Genomic DNA, 22,565 nt, shown 5'->3' on the forward strand with positions numbered 1-22,565 from the left:
CTGCGAGTTCTTTGGCCGCCTCCCTCTAAGGACAGCTTGATTTCTACACCATTTTAAATATTACTATACTTATGTTTAATATTAATTAAATTTTTTTGAGAAGTGCTTGCGCATTCTTAAAAGTTGATATATATTTAACAAAAGTTTATTAATACTTAATTTTATCCCTTTCCTTTTCTTAAAACCTAACGTATTATGAAACATGCTTTACGGCTTGTAATGCTATGCTGCTGGCTGACAGCCTGCGTGCAGGTGTGCTGGGGCCAATCGCGGGTCAGTGGCGTTGTACTCGACGCCCGGCGAAGCCCGGTGCCCGGTGTGAATGTGGTTCTCTCTGAAACCACGAATGGTACCACGACGGATACCGACGGGAAATTCTCCCTTTCGGTGCCGTCATTGAATGGGAAGTTGGTTTTTTCTTCCATCGGTTACGAACGTCAGGAAGTGGCGATGAATGGAAAAGCGACGATCGAAATCCAGCTGGTCGAATCCGCAGCGGTATTGAATGAGGCGGTGGTAGTCGGCTACGGAACCCAGAAAAAGGTCAATCTGACGGGTGCTACAGAGCAGATCGGGAGCGAGATTCTGGAAAACCGGCCGGTAGCCCGGATCAGTCAGGCTTTGCAGGGTGCGGTGGGTAACCTTAACATCACGACCGGAACCGCCGGCGGGGCTCCTAACGCGACCCAAAACATCAACATCCGCGGCTACACGGGGCTGGGTACCTCCGGTTCGCCGCTGATTGTGATCGACGGTATCCAGGGCGGCGATCTGAACTCGATCAACCCCTCCGACATCGAATCGATTACCGTCCTGAAAGACGCTGCGTCGGCTGCCATTTACGGGTCAAGCGCTCCCTATGGTGTGATTTTGGTCAATACCAAACAGGGCAAGAAAGGTAAAGGGGCCAGCATTACCTATAATAACAACCTGTCGTGGGCGCAGACGATCAACCTGCCCAAGATGGTCAATTCCCTGGATTTTGCCAATCTATACAATGAATCCTTCAAAAATGCGGGACGCGCCCCGGCCTTTGATGAGGAGACCCTTCAGCGGATCAGGGATTATCAGGCCGGCAAGATTACCAACGAAACGGTTCCTATTCCCACAGCCGGCGCCAATGGCTGGCAAACCTGGGCATCCAGCAACGCCAACCACGATTGGTTCAAAGTCTATTTCAAAGACTTTGCATTCAGTCAGCAGCATAATGTAGGGGTTACCGGCGGGTCGGATAAAACCACTTACTATGTTGGAGGCGGTTATAACTACCGCGGCGGGATGTACAATTTTGGGCACGACACTTACAAGCGATTCAACATCCGCGCCAACATTACTTCCGATCTGACGCCGTGGCTGGGTTTCAGCTTCCGCAGCAGTGCCTCCCGGCAGCTTCATGATACCCCCAATTTGTATGGAAACAAAACCGGGGGTGGTAATGAAGCCTACATGCACCAGATCGCCAGGAAGTTTCCGACGGTGGCACTTCTCAACCCCGACGGCAACTATTCCTCTACCAGCGATGTGCTGCTTCATAACGAAGGAGGCCGGAACAAGTCCGTCACGGACCAGGTAATGCTTACGGGGGAATTCAATGTGAAGTTTACCAAAGACTGGACGGCCACCGCGAATTACACATTGGACGGCAGTTTTTACGACAATCAGTCGCATCAGAAGACTTTGTACGAAATCCTGCCCGACGGAAGCAAGGCCGTGATCGGCGGCACCTCGCCAAGTTCGTTTTCAAGGAGCAACGAGCGCAATTTTCACCATATCGTCAATGCATTCACGACTTATGAAAAGCAGCTGGGCGGTCATTATTTCAAATTGCTGGGTGGTTATGTACGCGACCTGACCGAATTCCAAAGCTATTCCGCGTCCAACTCGCAGCTTTATTCAGACAATATCCCCTCGCTGAATACATCTTACGGCACATCGCCGACGATCGGTGACTACATTCGTAAACTGGCGTCAGAAGGATTTTTTGGCAGGGTTAACTATAATTTCAAGGAAAAATACCTGTTGGAGGTCAATGGCCGGTATGATGGCACTTCCCGCTTTTTGAAGGATGTGCGTTGGAAATTCTATCCGGGAATTTCGGCAGGCTGGAATATCGATCGCGAAAGTTTTTTCGAACCGCTGGCCAAAACGATCAATGCATTTAAAATCCGCGCTTCCTACGGGTCTTTGGGCGATCAATATTTTCTCGATGTCAACGCGCCTAACTGGTATCCGTTTTATCCCAGTCTGAGTATTACAAAACCAACTTCCACTTCCTGGCTTTTCGGATCCGGGCAGGAGGCGGCCGTCAATTACCCGGCGATGGTGAATCCTGCGCTTACCTGGGTTACGACCACTTCCACCAACATCGGGACGGATATTGCATTGCTAGATAACCGGCTGACGACCTCGTTCGACTGGTACGTCCGGAAGGCCGACGATTTCGCCGGGCCGTCGCAAGCTTTGCCCGGGATCCTGGGCGCCTCGCCGCCTACCGCGAACAATGCAGCCATCGAGACACGCGGCTTTGAGCTGTCCATTGGCTGGAATGATCACATTGGTGAGGTACGCTACGGGTTAAGGGGTGTTTTGAGTAACTACTCCGGAAAGGTGCTGAAATACCCAAACCCGAACGGAACGCTTTCAAGCTACTATGAAGGGCAGAAAATGGGCCAGATCTGGGGTTATCAGACTGTGGGCTTGTTCCAAAGCGATCAGGAAGTAGCAGAAGCGCCCGTGCAAACCTACCTGTCTTCCGCTGCCTGGACACCCGGCGATGTGCGGTACGCAGACCTGAACGGGGATGGTAAAATCGACGCGGGCAACAGCACGCTTGCCAACCCGGGGGACCGGAAAGTGATCGGCAACAGTACACCCCGCTATTCGTACAGCTTCACGGGCGATCTGGCATGGAAAGGGTTCGATCTGCAAATTTTCATGCAGGGCATTGCAAAAAGGGAAGTTTTTATCGGTTCCAACTACTTTTTCGGCATTGTCGGCAACGAATGGCAAAGCTCCGTTTTTACGGTCAACCAGGATCGCTGGACGCCTGAAACCCCCGACGGCTACTACCCGAAATTTTACATGAGCGATCAGAATTCGAAGAACACGCAGACGCAAACAAGATACCTGCAGAACGCGGCTTATCTGCGCATCAAAAACCTGCAACTCGGATATTCGCTGCCGTCTTCCGCCATGAGGGCGATCAGGCTTCAACGCATCCGGGTGTACGTGAGTGCGGAGAACCTGGCGACTTTTACCAAGTTAGTGAAAACGCTTGATCCCGAACTCTCGATCGGGTCCGGCAAGATTTATCCATTGCAGAGAACATTCTCGGCAGGACTGAACGTGACATTCTGAAACCCTTTTTGAGAAACAAAATGAAAAAATATCTCGTATCCATCATACTTGTAGCCTATGCGGGCCTGCTGGCTGGCTGCAAGGAAGGTTTTCTGGACAAAGCGCCTGAAACCAGTATCAGCGACGCGGAATACTGGAAAACCGCCAACGATCTGCAGTTGTACGTGAACAACTTTTATTCGGCATTTCCGTCCACGATCGGTTCTTACGGAACCATTGGTATTTACGGTTATGACGCCGACGAAGGCAGCGATAATATGATTTACACCGGCTACAATACCGCACTGAACGGTGAACGGGTAGTGCCATCCAACGGTGGCGGCTGGGCTTATGCAGAATGGTCGGCGCTGCGTAGTATCAATTATTTCCTGGCCAACTATAACAAGGCGGCAGAAAGCTGGGACAACAAGAAGAAGTTTGTAGGGGAGGCACTTTTCTTCCGTTCCTACTTCTATTTTGCCAAACTGAAAGCATTCGGTGATCTTCCCTGGGTAAACAAGCCCCTTGATCCTACCTCTGCGGAGCTTAAAAATGGCCGGCTTTCGCGGAGCGTGATCGTGGATTCACTGATGAATGACCTGGAGAAGGCAGTCGAATACCTGCCCACCAAATCGAAAGGCGTGCCGATGCGGATTAACAAGGAAATTGCCCAGCTTTTGCAGGCACGTATCGCATTGTATGAAGGTTCCTGGGAAAAATACCACGCAGGTACAGCATTCGGGGTAACCGGCTCGAACGGGGAGAAATTTTTGAAAAAGGCTGCCGAAGTGAGCGATGCCCTGATCAGCAGTAGCTCCGGTTATCAATTACAATCGACGCCCGGCGAAGACGGTTATTGGAGGCTATTCAATCAAACCGACTACTCCGGCAGCACGGAAATTATGCTTTGGCGGAAATTTGACCTGAACCTGAACGGGGGGCATTACTGGCATCGGTACACAAATACCGGCGCCGGGCGAGGGCTTACCAAAGATCTCGTGGACGCTTACCTGTGTGCGGATGGGAAACCCGTTTCGACAAGCCCGCTCTATAAAGGGGATGCGACGCTGCAGGCCGCGGTGGCCAATCGTGATCCCCGTCTGCTGCAAACCTTGTACGTACCGGACGGTAAGCACGTCATCACCAACAATCGTCCCGGCGGGGCTGCACCTGCCTTATTCGAAGTTCCGTCGTTTTCGGCTGCCAACGAAAACAAACCCGCTACGGGCTATCAGGTTTACAAAGGGCACAACCCCGACTACAACCAGCAGCTCGACCGCGGCACAACCGGGCTGATTCTGTTTCGCTATGCCGAGGCGTTGCTGATTTACGCAGAAGCCAAAGCCGAATTGGGCACATTTTCCCAAACGGATGCAGACCGTAGCGTTAACCTGCTGAGAAGCCGTATCGGAATGCCTGTGTTAACGGTAGGTGCCGTGGTGGGCGATCCGAATCCCGAGTTCCCGGCACTGAGCCCCCTGATTAACGAAATACGCCGTGAAAGAAGGGTAGAGCTTGCCTGCGAAGGGTACCGCCACGATGACCTGTTTCGCTGGGCCGCCGCGGATGAAAAAATCGTCGGATGGAAGCCGAAAGGAGCGACGCGCGCACAATGGGAGGGTAAGGTTCCGGCAGCACAACTGGCGACATACCCGATTGATAACAAAGGTTATATCGAATTTTACCAGGGCATTGCGGGCATGAGCAGCGGTTACAAGTTCAACGTAGGGCGGGACTACCTGGCACCGCTGCCACAGGACCAAATGGTTTTAAATCCCGATATGAAGCAAAATCCGGGGTGGTAATATCTTTATATCGGCGCGCGTCGTATCAGACGCGCGCTGTTTTAAACATAAATGAACAAAATGAGCAATCGTAGTATCAGGTTTTTGAGTATAGTATTCTTCTATTTTGGCATTATGCCGGTTTTTGGGCAGAAAAAAATCGAACATGTGATCCTGATCGGTGTCGATGGCTTCGGTGCTTATGCTTTTGACAAAGCCAAGGTTCCAAACCTGCGGGACCTGATGAAGAAAGGCTCCTGGACACTCCAGGCCCGCACGGTATTGCCCTCATCCAGTGCTCCCAACTGGGCTTCCATGGTGATGGGGGCAGGGCCGGAATTGCATGGTTATACGACCTGGGGAAGTAAAAAGCCGGATTTGCCGGCGCGTGTCCTCGATGAGTACGGCATGTTCCCGAGCATTTATGCATTGCTGAGAAAGGAAAAGCCCAAAAGTGAGATTGGTGTGATTTATGAATGGGACGGGATAGGATATCTGTTTCCCAAAAAAGCCGTAGATAAGGACCAGAACTGCGACGGAGATATTGCCCTTACCAAAGCCGCCACCAGCTATGTCAGGGAAAAGAAGCCTAACTTTCTTTTTATACACCTGCACGATGTCGACAGAGTCGGCCACAATGCGGGGCATGGAACTCCCGACTATTATGCAGCCATTGAGCGTACGGACACCCACATCGGCAGCATTATCAAAAGTATCGAGGAGGCAGGGATCATGGACAAGACCGCCATTATTTTTACCGCAGACCACGGTGGCATCAACAAGGGGCACGGCTCTATTTCCATGCAGGAAATGCAGATTCCCTGGATCATCAAGGGGCCGGGAGTTCGTCGGGACAACGAAATCACGCAAAGTGTCATGACCTTCGACACCGCAGCGACCATCGCGGCGATTTTTAAACTCACACCGCCGCAGGTCTGGATTGGACGACCGGTGGCGGCAGCTTTCAGATAACGCTTATTGACAGGTAATTGGCCCGGACGGAACCCGCCCGGGCCAAATTTTGTAACCAATAAAAACTATTTTTTGCTTGATTGCTAACTAATTTGACTGATATTGCAATCCCGCAGGGAAATCAACCTTAATTGTTCTGATCTGCCACACATCGAGGCGTTTTCATGCATTGGTGTTTGAAAGATTCGTGAAGCGCAGTTGGTCGGTCGCTTCCCAAACTGAAATTAAATCAGGCCGCTTATGAGAAATGGCTCCAAAACATTTACGTCACCCTTCGTTAGCGGGTGGGCGTCGAAAACTGGTTTCGGAAAAACATACGGCTCAAACCAGAACCGCTTCTCCACGCAGGTGCTGCTAAATCTGGGCAAAGGCTTTTCCTTTACACTTTATCTGTTGGTGCGTTTTGTGATGAGGTACCGGTTCGCCGTGCTCCGAAAGAATCTTGAAACCTCTTTTCCGCGCAAATCGAAAGACGAGATCCAGGCGCTGATCACAACTTATTACCGGCATCTGGCTGATCTGGTCGTTGAGCCTGTGCTTTTTACGATGGCCGGCCGCGCAACCCGTAAAAAGCTGGCGACATACACCAACAAGGAGCTATTAAACCGACTGTACCGCGAAAACAAGCACGCGATCCTTCTGGCTTCGCATATAGGCAACTGGGAGTACCTGATCAACCTTCCCCGTGAAACGGACTACGAGGTTTATACGGCATATACACCTATTTCAAACCGGTATGTCGACAATTGGGTGCACAGAATGCGTTCGAAGTTTGGTGTAACGGTAATCCTGAAAAAAAACTTTTACAGGAAAGCATTAGCCGTGCTGAAAGGAAATGGTAATCCTGCCCTTGTCGTCGTGATTGCCGATCAGAGGCCTGCGCCGGGAAGTGTGAAGTACCACCTTGAATTTCTGGGGCAGAACACCAGTGTGCAGGTCGGTGCGGAACGGCTCGCACAATCCTCAAATGCGGCAGTGTTGTACCTGGAATGCACCAAGGTCGAGCAGTTTCATTATAAATACACATTCCACCTGGTGACCGAAGCGCCGGCTGGGAGTAAACCCCTGGAAATCACTGCGAAATATTATGAAATGATGGAAATGAATATTTCGTCCCAGCCAGGCAATTGGCTCTGGTCGCATAAGCGGTGGAAGCAGATCACCTCTTAGTTAATCCTCACGCCCGTTGTGAACGAACCCTGAGCGTGTTTACTAATACTGAACATTTTTTATCATGGATGAATCTGCTTGAGGGATGTATTTTGCATTTAATGACCGTTGTGATGTTGCGTATACTAGTGAGCGTCATTTCAATTACGGATGAAGGTGGGTTTGCCTGTATCAGGCGCGCTGGTCGAAGAAATAGAGTACCAGCAGTGTACAGGTTTCCGATGAAGCGTTTTTGGGGACGTGTGGAAGCCTGCCATCGAAAAACAGTGAGTCGCCCTCTTGCAATAGCAGCGTTTGCCCGTTAACATTGTAGTCTGTTTGTCCCTTTACCACAAAAATGAATTCGTAGGCGTCCGTGGTAACTTCTTCGCGGTGTGCGTCGGCGGACAGGTCCAGCAATGCGAAGTCGATCGTGCTCGCAGGCAGGTTGCGCATCATCATGCGTCGGTAACTGAAACCTTTTGCCTCTTCTTTTTCGAATGGAGCGTAATCGGCTTTGCGGTTCAGCAAAATCGTTGGTTCCAGCAGGCTGAGTCCCTGAAAAAAGTCACTTACCTCAATTTCCAGCGATTGAATGATACCGAGCATGACCGGCAGGGACGGTATCGTTCTTCCATTTTCTATTTGTGATACAAGTCCCTTGCTGACTCCCGACTTTTCGGCGAGTTCCTGCAAAGTCATTCTTTTTTCCAGCCTTTTCTGTTTGATGCGGCGGCCAACCTCTAAAATGAACAATCCTTCCATGAATAAGAGCAAAAATCTTGATAATATGGTTTCAGCAGGGTACCTGAAATGTATAAAGCAGCAAACGTGTCAAATCTATTTTTGATGTACTATTTTGCTTTTAACAGATTCTAATTAATTTTAATCGGATTCTAATTTTGTTTAGTATTACTAAATAAATAGCTAAGACGCTCCAAGGTACACAGAATTCCGGGAGAAGTGACGGAACCGGGTGGATAGAAGACCGGCTGTTTTTTCAGACTAAAATGCTTTATTAAAATGGTAAGATGGATGATCATGGTGGTCTTTTGTGCCTGTAATGTAACCGGTTGGGCCCAGGAAATACACACGATCGGTTTTTTCAAAAGCTACCCGGTCGGGAAATTCGGAAAGTCAAAGCTGAATGGGGGAGGGTTTGCCACGGATGGCTGGGGTTTCCTGCTGGAAAACAACTCCTCGCTGGCCATTTTACCCCGAAATCTGACCATTGGAACACATTTCAGCTACCAAAAAAACCGGATCGATACGCAGGAAATGGGCCGGAAATTTACCGACGCGCTGGGTTATCGCGCGAATGTGGAGGATGCGCAGTACGAGCCGGTGACGTTGTTGATAGGCCCTCATTACACCCTGAACTTATCGAAAATCATGCATCTGGATATCAAAACGGGGCTGGGGATAATGTTTACCAATGTCAATTCTTTCCGGATAGATGTTGTCGATCCGCAGGGAGGTACTTCTCGTCTAATGGCAAGGTCCCGGATTCCCGGGTATGGCGCGACCTGCCACTTAGTAAATTGATCGAAATCGTTAAACCGTACCCCTCGGTGCAGACGGTGGTGTTCTACTTTTTCGGCGAAGGGCTTTATCGCGGCACCTATTATGACACCCACACGCTGGACAACTGTATGAAGCCGGGCGCACTCCTGGCCCGGGAAATGAATTACAAGCCATTAACAGAGCTTTATGGCGCACCGCTCCGGTTGCGGGTCGAGAATCAACTTGGCTACAAGATGGTCAAATGGATCGAGCGGATTGAATTTGTCACATCACATGCCACTGTGAGCAAAGGTTACGGCGGGGAAAATGAAGACGATGAGTACTTCGATCTGATCGCAAGTACTTAGCCGACAAAATGCATTGGGAAACAGGCATGTGCAGGCACACGTATGAGACGGTTTTACCAGCATGCCCGACCATGTAAGTGATAGTAGTTGAGTTTATTATATAAGAATCTTAAATATTTTTGTTTTAAAGCAGATATTTTAGATGCTTTGAACCTTTTATTACCGTATTCCGGCACCGATCCTGGTTGTATCAAGGGGTGTTTAAGTTGCTGTTCTCGGTTTTTATTTAGGTTTTGCTAAAAAGTTATGAATAAGCTTCATCTCAAAATCGCGCTGCGCGCTTTTCTAAAATCCAAAGGATATAACTTCTTGAATATAATAGGATTGGCGCTGGGCTTGGCCACATTTACTTTTGTCTCGTTATACGTTGATCATGAGACCAGCTATGACCGGTGGAATAAGAACCTGGACCGGATTTTTCTGGTGGAAAGGGAAATGCCCAACGGACCTTCGCCCTACACACCCGGTAAACTGGCTGCGGCCATAAAAAGCGCGTGTCCGGAAGTTGAAGAAACGGGCCGCATGAATACCGCACTATTTCAGTTGCCGTTCTTTACCGAGTCAGGAAGGTTCCTGATCAAAAAGTGGGTGGGGGCCGATTATTCACTGGCCAGCATATTAGGTATTAAACCCAAAGGCTTTCATTTAACTCCCGGCGACGCTGCTCCTACTATTTTGCTTTCGAAACAAACTGCCGAGGTGCTTTTCCCGGGAGAAGACGCTATTCACAACAAAACGGTGACAATGATGTCCAGGAGCGGTATGCCGATGACCATTGCCGGCGTTGCCGATGACCATTGCCGGCGTTGCCGATGATGTCCCGGGCAATACCAATTTCAGTTTCGATTGTATCGGGTTCAGCGGGGACATCACGCAAGGCAAGGATCAAAGCTATGCCAATCAGATCTACCAGACTTTCCTGTTGGTAAAACCTACCACGGATATTGGTTTGCTTTCAAAAAAAATTGACAGGATTTACAAGGAAGCGGCATTGGCAGACACCAGTCTGCTGGCAAAAGAGTCCTTAGCGATGTCGGCAGCGCCGGCAATCTATCTGGACCCTTTGAAAAACCTGCATTTAAAACCTCATTATGGCTCTCGTGTAAATGACCAGATCGTAAAAGGTCTCGTCGTGCTGGCGATTATCATATTGATCGTCACCGGCGTAAATTTTACTAACCTGTATGTTTCACAAGCCAACAGGCGCTCAAAAGAGGTGGGGATCAAGAAGGTTAGCGGCATTAACCGAAGACAGATTGTCTTTCAGTTCCTGACGGAGATCTTTTCCCAATGCCTTCTTGCTTTCATCGTCTCGTTCGGGATAGTGGTCGCTGGCCTGCCTTATTTCAGTCAGCTGCTGGATGTCGACCTATCAATTTCCGGCATAAACTCCGAAATAGTCATGCAGCTTCTGCTTGCATTAATCGCACTGACCTTACTGGCCGGGGCCTATCCGGCGCTGGTGATGGCAGGGTTCAAGACTGCCGAAGTATTAAGAGGAAGTCAATTCGATAAAGCGGGAAGATTCTCCTGGACAAAAGGTTTGATACCTGTGCTCCAATTTACATTTGCCATTGCCTTTGTGATAGTTCTGGTCATCATTAATCAGCAGGTGAGTTTTATGAAGTCCGCAGACCCCGGCTTTCTGGCTAAGCAGGTTATATATGTTGATAATCTGGGTATTTATAACAACCCGGTCAGTTTCGAGTCTGTGAGCGAGCGTATCAAATCGGTTCCCGGCGTAAAAAACGTAACTGTTGCTTCTCATGTGCCGGGTGGGATCATGCCGGCCTCCTATGAATATATGGTTCAAAATAAGGCGTATGCCATGCAGACAATTGCCGTCGGTTACCACTATTTTGAAACACTCAATATCGGGTTGAAAGAGGGGCAGACCTTTTCCTCTTCATTTCCGGTAGACTCCGCGAATGCGGTGATTAACGAGACCGCCGCGAAGGCAATGGGCCTGACGAAGCCCGTCGGCACGGTTGTAAAAGGGCGTGGCGGTAACTACACGATTATTGGGGTTATTAAAGACGTCAGGGCGGCCGGTTTTGAAGCGTACACGCAACCGGCTATTTATCTGATGAACGATCCGCTGGGAGTACCCAAGACGCAAATTATGATCAGCGCGGAAAGTAAGGCCATACCGGCTATGCTCACCACTTTAAGCCGTGAATGGAGTAGTATCAATAAACTGGATGGAGACAATTTTAACTATCATTTTCTGGACGAATTATATGGAAAGCTATTTGTAAAGCAGGAGCAGTTACAGTCTGTACTCACCTATTTTTCAGCGCTCGCCATATTCATCGCATCGCTGGGCTTTTTTGCTTCGGCGGCACAAGCCATTCATTTGCGGATGAAGGAGGTTGCCGTTAGAAAAGTGTTCGGTGCAAGAGGCAGGCAGCTCATGATCACATTGGGCAAACCATTTTTCTACATTATGTTCATCGCTAATGTAATGGCTTGGCCTGCCGCTTTTATAATCGCCAATAAATGGCTGGAAACCTTTGCCTACCGGGTTGACATTTCTTTCGCCCCTTTTATGATTGCCATGGTCATTTCAATCACGATAGTTGCAATAACGGTTTGTCTGCAAATTATCCGAGCGATTAACTTCAACCTCGCCATGAAGTTAAAGGCGTGAAGTATCTTTCTGATTCATTTTTCAGAATCAGGACCCAACGCCGGTTGATCTACACGAATCACGATAGATTGAACTGTTAATGAATGCCGGAAGTGCAGGCTGTCGATGCCCGGCGCCATTTCCCGTGCGGACAGGATATCGCAAAACTCAGTTCAATGCACGGGAACGAGCAGCGTTCTGGTGCTGCTGGTGGTCTGTATATTTAGTACCTAACGGTTACACGTTGGGCATTGAATATATTTCGTATTGTAATGACTATCAGGCAGCTCAGACTTATTAGTATTTCTTATTTGATGTTACCCAATTTATTGTTCTTTCATTTTTGGACGGGTCAATTGATCGGTGTATTAGGTTTAGGAATTTGCGCCAGCATACTTTTTTATGAATTTCGGGATAGCGCATTTTCAGGAGAAGTAATTTTCAATGCGAACGACCTGTCGAAGATTGCCCTGTGCTCTGTAATGTTTTGTCTATTGTCCGGGGTATGTGGCGTTTTTTATCAGACGAATGATCACTGGGCTCATAACACCAAGTTTTTTGAGCTTTTTAAGTATGACTGGCCGATACGCATCCCAACGGGAGGGCCGGTAGTTGGCTACTATTACGGCTACTATCTTGTTCCCGCGCTCTTTTCAAAAATGGCAGGGTACTTTAGCGAGAGTGCAATCTTTGTTTGGACCGTCCTGGGTATGGCACTGGGAATTTGCTGGCTATACACATCCGTAGGGCAGAAGCTCAGGTATGTGCTGCTCGTTTTAATGGTTGGCGATTTTGCCCATGTTTGCAATTCATTGTTTTCAAAGTTGTTTCGATATCCCTACTCATTCGGAGATTTTGGAATTGAGGTGTGGTCTAATTTCGAGAATCTTTTCTGGGTGCCCAATCAAATTATTCCCAGTATGATCGTGGGCGGCATGCTGGTCCATTGCATTAGGTCGGAAATTGCTCCGGAGCGGATGGTTCTTCCAATCTGCTTGTCTTTCTGGTGGGCTGTGTTTCCGGCATTCGCATCGTCGATTCTTGTTGCCATCCTGATTATCAAAAAATGGATAAGCCGATCTTTACCAACTTCGGCCCCTGAATTTACTTGTACTATTCTGTTGCCGTGCATTTGCGTTGTGCCGGTGTTGCTTCTTTTTCTGTCCCACGAGAGACCTGCTGTCGTGGGTTTTATCTGGGACTTTGCCGATCGGTCCAATAGCCGGATACTGGAATATGTCCTTAATGTGGGAGTCAATGCCACAGTTTTAGCCTTCCTTTTCCGGTACTTTTCAGTAAATGACAGGAATCAAGCATCGGCTTTTCCATTCTATGTTGCGGTTTGTCTGATCCTGACAATGCCGCTGGTCCGCATCGGAAAAGTCAACGACTTTTTATTCAGAGGATTTATGCCTCTACTGGTTGTTGCAGGCCTTTGTATATATCAATACCTTCCGAATCGCGGCTTCAACAGGCGGTTCTCTTCAGTGAAAAGGGCAGGGTTTGCCTTCCTGATTTGTTTCCTTGTCGTTGGGCCGTCGTTTTTAGCGATCGGTCGGGTGATCAGGGCATCGGAATTTAATCGGATAACCGCCAGGATATTTCCGGGGCGTGTCCATTTTGAACCAGTGCCGTATGATTTCTATCCCAATGTGTACGAGGCACTTCGGGCAAGGTGGTCGCAAGCAGAAGCCGATCAGTATTTAGGTAAAAAAAACTCAATTTATGAACGCCTCATTGCACCAGAATAATGCCTGTTAGCACGATGACGGTCGGAGTTCGCGGTGTACCAGCTTCCCGTTGTTGGCCGGACGGACAGTTGGGCGTCTACACACGCCCATGGTGCCAGCAGGAACAGATACAGCGGAATCCTGACTTTTCGGGACGCGGTTGCGTATATAAGCGGAGCCGAATTCCGGTCACCTGATCAGCATCAGATTGCCCTTGATCAACGGTTTGGCAGGATCAAGGCGGATCGTGTAAGGATAGGCTCCGGCCGAAAGGAATTGTTCCTTATATTTTCCACTAAAAGGGGTTGAATAAGCTTTGGAATAAAATATGACCGATCCCCAACGGTTAAAAATAGTCACTTCCGCATCGGGATAAGACGCTATGCCGCGCAATTCCCAGGTTTCGTTAATGCCGTCGCCATTCGGTGTAAATGCATCCGGGATCAGCACTTTAAAAGAGATATTGACCGCCACTTCATCCTGGTTCGAGCATCCGTTTTCGTCGGTTATCCTTAATGTATAAGTAGTGTTCTGTGCCGGGGTGACCAGCGGGGCCGATTTGGTGTGGTCATCCAGGCCGTCCGGCGGTTGCCATAAGTAAATTACCTTGTCCAAAGGTGGAGCGCCGATCGTTGCACTTTCACCTTCTCTTACAAAGACATCGGCGCCTGCCTGGGCGACAGGGGAAGGGTAAACGGTGATGCTGGTTTTGGCGCTGCTCTGGCACACCGACGTCCCGCCCAATGCATAAGTGATTTCATGAATGCCCGGTCCTGCTTTTTGGGGATCAAAAGTTTGGGCCTCCACGCCATTGCCTGAAAATATGCCACCCGTTGGGGTTGCAACCAGTGGGATTATGCCGTTTTCGGTTTCACATACCGGATCTACCTGCTCAATGTGAACCGCCGTTTCATTCAACTTCGATATTTCAACCGCATTTGTTTTATTAATGCATCCGGATGAATCCACGATTTCTACCTGATACGATCCGGCGTCGTCAATGTAAATGGATTTCGTATTTTCAGGAAGTATCTGACTGTTTTTATACCATTTATATTGGTAGGAAGGTCCTTCTGACGCAAGCAATAATAAAGAGTCGCCCTGGCAAATCGTCGTTCGGGAATCCGACGGGGATAATGTGGCAACGCTGGGGGGGACAATCTGTACGTTGAGCGTGTCGGAAAGGGATTTGCAACCCTTTACGGCATCGCTGGCAATGGCCCAGTAGTTCCCGGGTTGTGTCACGACCAGCGAATCGGCATTGCCGGGAACCTTCGCATTGTCTTTAAACCAGTCGTAGGTATACCCGGTGTTTTTAACGGCATATAGGGTTAAGCGGCCGTTTACCGAGCAAATAACCGGTTTGCCATTTGACTTGAGATCGAAATTCAATTGTGTGACATTGATCTTGACAATGGCGGAACGGCTCGTTTTGGAACAGGTTCCGGCCAATGATGTCACCAACTGGTATTCGCCGCTTTCCGCCGTTGAAAGTTCGGACGAAGTGGCTCCTTCAATAATTTTGCCATCCTTCTTCCATTGATAATTCCAGTCGGCATTTTTTATGGCCGTCAGCAAAACCGACTTCCCGTCGCAAACGGACACTTCGGTAACTAGCTGGTTATCCACTTTGATAGTAGGATCGGGTGGCGCGACAGGTGGGCAATCCACCACATAGAGCTGATAATCCCGCTGTACCGAACCGATCACGACTCCGTTGCGGAGCTCTTCCACTACCACCGAGAAAACAAAAAGGCCCAGGCGGTTGGGCGTCACCTGCAATTCTCCGGTTTGGGGATTTACATGAAGGGCGGGATTGCCGGGAATCGCATTGTTTGCGTTATATCCGCTGCTCCATTGGGGTTGGGAATTAGAATTCGAATTATATCCCATCGGGTTTTGCATGGAGTATCTTAATTGATCTCCGTCCGGGTCTTTGGCATTAAATGGAAAGCGGAATGGCTCGTTGACGCAGATGTAAGCGCCGTCCAGTTCCTCAAAAGCGGGAGAGGAGTTCTGAAATGATTTCCCCGACAGGGTAAGCGGCGGAAAGTAAGTGCGAAGGTTTGTTGTTGTGACAGTCGGATCCTGAATATTAATAATATCGCCATTGCGGCAACAGTTATTCCAGGAGAGATAATAGCCGGCGGGATCGGTGTATTGAGCCGGATCTAGTTTTATCTCCTTTTCATATTGGGCAAATAGCGTTTTTAATCTTCGGGTCTCGGTACAGGTTTCATTTTCATAAATCACAAGCTTGCTGGAGGTGAGCGGAATATTAATAACCTGCATTTCTGCATCGTCCGATTTACGGAAAATACCGATAAAGTGATCGGACTCGGCATTTGTTATCCCGGCCAGATCTATATATACTTTCAGAATAATCCGATATTGATCCGGTGCGCTGCCAACTTTACTTAATTCCAGATTGCCGCCCATAATGTGGGTTGCAAGGGCGGTAGATTTACTAATAAATAGAAATGCAGATGTAAATAGTAATCCGAAAATTAAACGAATCATTATTAGCAGGACTTGTTTTAAGAGGAGTGTTGAAAGCGTATAGTGCTTATTCTTACACAATAATAGGTATTAACAGCCATAACAGATTCCGTAATGAGTGAAAATAAAAAATATTTCTACAAATTTGTTCGCAATTAAAATATTAGTTTTACATTCGCAATGTAACCATTCCATACTCTATCGTTTCAATTATACCCCTACATGAGATTTTGCTTCTGGATGCAAAGAATTGCGATTCTTTTGCTGAGTATCCCCGCCTTATCCCAGAGTCCCACTGAAAATTATGTATTGTCCCGCACTTATCGTGTGCGTGGAGGAGAAGTATCTTCCGGAACTAAGTATTGGGGAAACCCTGATCAGGTTCAGACTTCGGTCGGTTATTTGGACGGTCTTGGAAAGTCCAAACAAAATGTAACAGTAGCCGGTACTCCGAAGAAAAAGGATATCGCCAGCGTGAGCCTGTATAATTCAATGCACGAATTAGAAAAGGCGTATTTACCGGTGGCGATGCCGGATGGCAAGGGCGATTTTAAAAGTATATCTAGTATTAATACAGCGGCAGCCAGTTACTATAACGCCGCTGCCAATGTTGGTGATCCCACTGCCAACGCTTGGGTAGAAACACTTTACGACAACTCCCCATTGAACCGGGTGAAAACCGAAAAGGCACCTGGTGTAACCACCGGCGTCCGGAAAAGCTATCGTACCAATCAGAGCGCTATTCACAACTATATCAAACTCTATAAATTTGCAGGTAGCGGTATACTGGACGAGGTTTTCGATAACTATGGTGAGGGCACTTTAAGTGTGGTTGAATCGCTGGACGAGGACGGGAAAAAGGTGGAGGAGTTTGTGGACCGGAATGGTCGGATAATATTGAAAAGAGTGGCCGGACAGGAGGATACTTATTATGTATTCAATGAAAAGGGGCAGTTGCGCTATGTCCTTCAGCCCCGATTTCAGGATGGGCCCGGAACGTTCATAGACAAACTGGCAAGATATGCCTTCCAATATACTTATGATCACAGAGGGCGCATGATTACCAAGAGGATTCCGGGGCAGGGTACTTCCAGCATGGTGTACAATGACAATACGGACATGCTTGTATCTCTCAAAGATGGTAATAATCAGGACTTCTATTATAAATACGACGGCCTGAACCGGCAGACCGAAATGGGCTTTATGAGTGGAACGGTGGAGCAGCCGCTGGTGAAAACGCAATACGACAACTATACCGGTGTTAACAGCCTATTGGCGTTCAAAAGTCAAAATGCTTTTGAGGGTCAGGAACAATGGCCGGATAGCGATGGTTTTCTGGGACTTCCAGCTTCTGATCCTAAGAAAGGCCTGATAACGCAGGTAAGCGCGCGGGTACTGGACGCCAAAATACCAGGGAGCGACTGGGTGACCACTGTATTCTATTATGACAAAAAGGGGCGCAAGATACAGACGCAACGGAGTTTGCACGGCTTGGGAGCGGATGCGCGCGAACAGATCTCTTATCAGTACGATTTTGCCGGCAATGTCGTCAGAGAGCATACGTTGCACGATCTGTATAATGCTGAATACCACTCGGAGAAAGCGTATACTTACGACCACCAGAACCGGCAATTAAGTATCATACATACTTTCCATCCGGAATCAGGTCCTGAGGTAGTAGCCACTCCTTATACGCATGTTAGTAATACGTATAATGATATAGGTTTACTGGCTGCAAAGTCCTTTCATAACGGCAAGCAAAAATTAGGATACCAATATACGCCGAGAGGATGGCTCTTCAACTTGCAAAACAAAGAAGGGGGAAAGACCTATAAATTTGATGTCCGTTACAATGCCAACGGAAATATCAACAACCTTGTATGGCAGACCGATGGCTTTGGTGGTAGTTTCAATACAATGTCGTATGACGGCTCGAACCGCCTGACGGGTGCGCTGGGAGCTCCTTACAGTGAGTATGATATTTCATACGATAAAAATGGAAACATTCTTGCACTGAAAAGGGGTGAAAATGGCTCGATTGACAATCTCCAATACCAAAATTTGAATGATGCCAATGATCCTGGAAATTATCAGGGAAATCAGTTGATGCGCATCACAGATACCGGTGGGCCGGAAGGCTTTAATAATGGCAATTCGGGTACTGGGAACGATTACGCCTATGATCAGAATGGCAATCTGCTGAAGGATGAGAACAAGGGCATAACCGACATCGCTTACAACATCATCGATTTACCATTATCGGTAACAATGTCGAATCCCGCAGGGACGCTTCGGTATGTGTATGATGGTGCCGGTAATAAGCTTGTATCGACATCTCCTTCGAATACTACTGTTTATGCAGGGCCTTTCGAATATACTTCGGGCGGCCAGTTATTACGTCTGAGCTTGGAAGAAGGGCAACTCGTGCCGTCGGGCGACGATTTTGTAGTGAACTACTATTTGCGTGACCACCTGGGCAATGTCCGGATGGTGATCGATCAGAATGGGGAGGTGTTGCAGGAAACGGAGTATTATGCGTTTGGCATGCCGGTGAGGCGCAGTGGGACGGATGCGAGCAATAAATATCAATTTTTGGGAAAAGAGTCCCAGAACGAGACCAAGTGGATCGATTTGCAGGCGCGTTTTTATGATCCTACAACGGGTAGGTTTATGTCAGTGGACCCTGTTACGGATGGGCAGGAATTCTATTCGCCTTATCACTATTCTTTCAATAATCCGCTTAGATTTTCGGATCCTGATGGGAAATGGCCGGGTGAAGGGTTTTGGAAGGCTGTTAAGGCTTATTGGAACAGACCATTGACGAAGGATCAAAGAGCGATGAGTCGTGCATACAATATAGCCTTAACCGGACAGGATTTTGAATCTTCAACGCAAGGCGAGTTGAACATGAGAATCCTTGGTGTCGGCATGATGTATTCAGCCTCGCATGGAAAGCCAGGTGCGACATCTAATAGGTCATTGCCTAGAAAGATTATGCAGCGAAATGCACCATCGAAATCTCCGGCGGCGAAATCATCAGCACCAACCGGCACGGCAACGGCAGGTGTAACTACCGGTAAGCAAAATGCTGCTGGAGCGTCCGTAGTGACGCAGCTACTGGAGTTCTCCGGTACAGACAAAGCTTGGGCGACGGGTGCGACACCGAACTCAAAATATACCTATTTAGATGGTACAGGTCAGATAGCGGTATCTAATTATATCTATGATGCGGACGGAAAGGTTATCTTTCAGGTCGATTTTGGAATGCACGATAAGAACAATCCGTCAGGACATGGTCATGAAATGACTACACCGGGAAATTTTGCGAGTGGTCATAAACCTAGTAATCACGTAGCACCTGCTCAGGTTAATCCAGAGTATAAAAAAATTCCGGAAGGAATAAGGTATTCAAATCCACCAGTAGAATAACATTTGAACAATATGTTAGAGGAAATAGCACGGAAATACGGAAATTTTCATGATGCGGTAATTTTGGAAATTAGGTATCAATCAAACGAAGGGTATAGTACTGTTGAAATAACAGTTAGCTGTATGAACAGCGAAAAAGACTATGATTGGGAAGTCATTCGGATCAAATGCGGTAAATTGACTCTTTTTCGTTTTGAGGAAAGATATAATACATCAAGTACGATAATAACTTCTGCATTAGTCAAAGGTGAGAGTGACTTGATGACTATTGATTTCTTCCCAAAGATTATTGGCCGCGAGAATTTTGAAAATCCTGAATCAGATTTCATAATTAAGTTCAAAGAAATGTCTTATGAATTGATCGAAGGTTGAAATGTCAATGTACTTATTTTCCCTAATAACTAGACTATTAGAGCTTTGTCAGTAACTTTCGCGGAAGCAATATGAAATACTTTTTCCTATTTTTTTGTGCTACATGTTGCCTAAACCTGTGTTCGCAAAACAGTTTGTTATATGCGCAGGACACAGACAAAATTCACATCGTAACGAACGTCTCGGGTGTCACGAAAGAGCCAAATGTGTCAGTAAGAATTTCTACTTCTCAACAGACAAATGGAAGCTCAATGAGTCAAAACGTTGTCGGGGAGCAGCAGTCAGTTGCGGTGCCGGGCCAGCGCATCCGAGTGGAATTCACCAATCTCCCGGAAGGCTACTACCCCCTCCCGGGCGAATCCACGGTACAATTCGTAACCGCCCCCGCGGAGGTTTCATTAAAGTTGTACAACCCTTCGCAGTACACGGGTAAAACCCCAACTGCAGTACAAGCGGTTTACGGCCGGGGCGCATTGAGCAACCAAAAGATTGGCAGCATCACCTCGCTGGTGACCTATCCAGCCACGAAGTCGGATAGCATGCATTATAAGGCTTTGGGGAAGGTTGCTCAGACTGGCTCGATTTGGGGCCTGGCCTACGACCGGCAGGAAAAACGGCTTTTTTCGGCGGCTTTGGCCAAACGGCATAGCGCCTTCGGCAGTCTGGGAAGCGGCGGGATTTATATGACCGATGTGGAAACAAAGGAAACCAAACCATTTGTAAGCCTGGATGCATTAGGCTTTGCCACTTCGGCAGGTCCGATCCAACGTGATTTGACGGAAGATTGGAATAAAGCCGATCACGATTCATTGATGTTTGGGCTGGTAGGCAAGATCGGCCTGGGCGGCTTAGATGTTTCTGACGACAGCCGTTATCTGTATACGGTCAATCTGCATGATCGTAAGTTATACCGGATCCGTCTGAATGGAGAAGGTAAAGCACTGACTGCCAACGATGTGGCTGCTTATCAGATCCCGTTAAAGGATGACAAAACGGGCCATTCGCGCCCGTTCGCGGTAAAATACTACCAGGGGAAGGTTTATGTGGGTGTGGTAATGGATGCGGAGCGTTCGGCCAAGCCTGCGGACCTGATGGCGTTCGTCTATGCGATGGAGGCCGATCAAGAGGATCCGGATAAGGGGAAATTTAAAGAGGTGGCCCGTTTCTCGTTGGATTATCCTCGCGGTGTATTGGATTACGGCGTTAAGGGCTGGTTTCCCTGGACTGACAATTATCTGAGGACCTTGGTTCCGGGACAAGTAGACTGGATGATTTATCCTCAGCCGATGGTGGCGGACATTGAATTCGATACCGACGGCTCGATGATCGTGAGTTTGATGGACAGGCTGGGGCACCAGACAGGGGACGGCCAATTATACCGGCCTCATGCAAAGTCGTTCCTGATGACATCGCGCGGACTTTCAGGAGGGGATGTGATCCGGCTGAGCAGGCCCAAACGGAACTATCAAACGGAAGAAAATGGACGAGCAGGTGACAGACTCTCCTTAAAAGGCGAGTCGAATGGTGAAGGCCCGGGTGGAGGAGAATTCTATGTGGATGATGCATTCTCTCATGCCGGCACGACCTGGCACCGCGAAACCGCAGCTGGCGGGCTTGCATTGCTACCTGATCAGGATCGTTTATTGGTATCCGTTAGGGAGCCCGGGAAATATGTAACAGGTGGCGTGAAGTGGTTTGACAACAGGACCGGGGCGTCTACGGGCGGTTTTCATATTTTCCCCAGCGGCCTGAAAAAAGGATATTTCTGGAAAACCAATAATGTAGGGGATATCGAGCTGATTACCGATTTACCTTCGACCGAGATTGGAGACCGCATTTGGCTGGACAACGATGGCGATGGCACGCAGGGAGCGGATGAGCCCGCATTGCCGGGCGTAGCGGTACAGCTGTACAGAGGCGATCAGCAAATCGGCGCAACCGTAACGGATTCGCTGGGGCGGTACTGGTTCAATGACAAAAACGTCTCCGAACTGATTAAATCACGTACCGAATACCAGATCCGTGTTCCGATGACCCAACCGGTAGGCAAACTGGTGTTGACCGGTACACGTCAGGGCATTTCACCGGAGCTGGACAACGATGCCATTGCGACGAACGGGGAGGCGGTTATTGCGGTCAAAACCACGAACCCGGGCGAGAATATCCATCACGCCGACGTTGGTTTTCAATGTAACGATAAACCAAGCGGAAGCGTGAATGTTCTGTGCCAGAACAATCAGTTACAGGTAATGCTGACGGGGACCAAAGCCAGTGAGCGATACGATCTGACGCCTTCGGGCTATTATGAAGGGGTAGCAATTTACAAAACGGCGCAAAAAGTCCCTGCAAACGGGCTGATCGCGAAGGCGGCTCTGAATGTCGATGAACCTTATGAGGCGACGGTACGCGTGTATGCGCCGTCGGGCTGCTATAATGATGTATTCATCAATTCGGCCAACCAGCCTGGATGTGGGTTTGTGTCTGAAACATTGTCATTGAAAGAGCCTTACACCATGGCGGTGTACCCCAACCCGTCGCAGGGACATTCCCGACTGGCTTACCGTGGCGGCGCGTCGGAAGGAAAGGTTCAGGTCCGTTTGACAGACCTGAAAGGCCGGACGATCACCAGCGAAAGCGGTACGCTGGTACAGGGTTATTACCATGGCGAAATCAATCTGGCGAAACAACCTTCGGGAACCTACCTGATCACGATCAAGGAAGAGGGAAGGCAAACCACGAAAAGTGTGATCCGTCAATAAAATATAAATAAATCTCATCTCTCAACTCAGTGTTC

The 22,565-nt window shown here is 48.4% G+C and carries 14 protein-coding genes; 12 read left to right on the plus strand and 2 right to left on the minus strand.

The features are described from left to right. Positions 1-195: 195 nt before the first annotated feature. From BP71_RS00345 to BP71_RS00360, 4 genes are all read left to right on the plus strand, one after another. A complete protein-coding gene (locus tag BP71_RS00345; protein ID WP_496375401.1) occupies positions 196-3,357 on the plus strand; it encodes a SusC/RagA family TonB-linked outer membrane protein in 3,162 nt (1,053 codons plus the stop codon). 20 nt (positions 3,358-3,377) lie between these two features. Further along, complete coding sequence (locus BP71_RS00350) at positions 3,378-5,141, plus strand: RagB/SusD family nutrient uptake outer membrane protein (protein WP_496375403.1); 1,764 nt, start codon at positions 3,378-3,380, stop codon at positions 5,139-5,141. A gap of 60 nt (positions 5,142-5,201) precedes the next feature. After that, complete coding sequence (locus BP71_RS00355; protein WP_496375405.1) at positions 5,202-6,092, plus strand: alkaline phosphatase family protein; 891 nt, start codon at positions 5,202-5,204, stop codon at positions 6,090-6,092. A 240-nt stretch (positions 6,093-6,332) separates the two neighbouring features. Then, positions 6,333-7,262, plus strand: coding sequence for a lysophospholipid acyltransferase family protein (locus BP71_RS00360; protein WP_496375407.1), 930 nt, complete (start codon positions 6,333-6,335; stop codon positions 7,260-7,262). Between the two features lie 171 nt (positions 7,263-7,433). On the opposite strand, the gene BP71_RS00365 is transcribed toward BP71_RS00360, so the two are convergent. Further along, positions 7,434-8,006 (minus strand): helix-turn-helix domain-containing protein, encoded by a 573-nt coding sequence (locus BP71_RS00365; RefSeq protein WP_496375409.1) that lies wholly within the window; start codon positions 8,004-8,006, stop codon positions 7,434-7,436. Between the two features lie 258 nt (positions 8,007-8,264). Here BP71_RS00365 and BP71_RS00370 point away from each other — a divergent pair, with 258 nt between their 5' ends. The 5 genes from BP71_RS00370 to BP71_RS00390 all read left to right on the plus strand — a co-directional run bounded on the left by BP71_RS00370 (position 8,265) and on the right by BP71_RS00390 (position 13,492). Further along, positions 8,265-8,786: a hypothetical protein gene (locus tag BP71_RS00370; protein WP_496375411.1), complete on the plus strand. Its 522-nt coding sequence runs from the start codon at positions 8,265-8,267 to the stop codon at positions 8,784-8,786. Beyond that, positions 8,783-9,112, plus strand: coding sequence for a molybdopterin-dependent oxidoreductase (locus BP71_RS00375; protein ID WP_496375413.1), 330 nt, complete (start codon positions 8,783-8,785; stop codon positions 9,110-9,112). The genes BP71_RS00370 and BP71_RS00375 overlap by 4 nt, the downstream gene beginning before the upstream one ends. Before the next feature lie 246 nt (positions 9,113-9,358). After that, positions 9,359-9,928: an ABC transporter permease gene (locus BP71_RS00380; RefSeq protein ID WP_496375415.1), complete on the plus strand. Its 570-nt coding sequence runs from the start codon at positions 9,359-9,361 to the stop codon at positions 9,926-9,928. After that, positions 9,903-11,762 (plus strand): ABC transporter permease, encoded by a 1,860-nt coding sequence (locus tag BP71_RS00385; protein ID WP_496375417.1) that lies wholly within the window; start codon positions 9,903-9,905, stop codon positions 11,760-11,762. Before BP71_RS00380 ends, BP71_RS00385 begins: the two co-directional genes overlap by 26 nt. A 293-nt stretch (positions 11,763-12,055) precedes the next feature. After that, complete coding sequence (locus BP71_RS00390) at positions 12,056-13,492, plus strand: hypothetical protein (RefSeq protein WP_496375419.1); 1,437 nt, start codon at positions 12,056-12,058, stop codon at positions 13,490-13,492. A 168-nt stretch (positions 13,493-13,660) separates the two neighbouring features. Here the strand turns inward: BP71_RS00390 and BP71_RS00395 are convergent, their stop codons facing one another. After that, positions 13,661-15,991 carry a T9SS type B sorting domain-containing protein gene (locus tag BP71_RS00395; RefSeq protein WP_496375421.1) on the minus strand — a complete coding sequence of 777 codons (2,331 nt, stop codon included), beginning with the start codon at positions 15,989-15,991 and terminating at the stop codon, positions 13,661-13,663. Positions 15,992-16,192: 201 nt separating this feature from the next. Between BP71_RS00395 and BP71_RS00400 the strand changes: the two genes are divergently transcribed. The 3 genes from BP71_RS00400 (at position 16,193) to BP71_RS00410 (ending at position 22,530) form a co-directional block, all read left to right on the plus strand. Next, positions 16,193-19,399 carry an RHS repeat domain-containing protein gene (locus BP71_RS00400; protein ID WP_496375423.1) on the plus strand — a complete coding sequence of 1,069 codons (3,207 nt, stop codon included), beginning with the start codon at positions 16,193-16,195 and terminating at the stop codon, positions 19,397-19,399. A 12-nt stretch (positions 19,400-19,411) separates the two neighbouring features. After that, a complete protein-coding gene (locus BP71_RS00405; protein ID WP_496375425.1) occupies positions 19,412-19,771 on the plus strand; it encodes a hypothetical protein in 360 nt (119 codons plus the stop codon). 251 nt (positions 19,772-20,022) lie between these two features. Then, positions 20,023-22,530, plus strand: a complete 2,508-nt coding sequence (locus BP71_RS00410) for an SdrD B-like domain-containing protein (protein WP_496375427.1) — start codon at positions 20,023-20,025, stop codon at positions 22,528-22,530. Positions 22,531-22,565 lie beyond the last annotated feature (35 nt).

Source organism: Dyadobacter ginsengisoli DSM 21015, assembly GCF_059568735.1.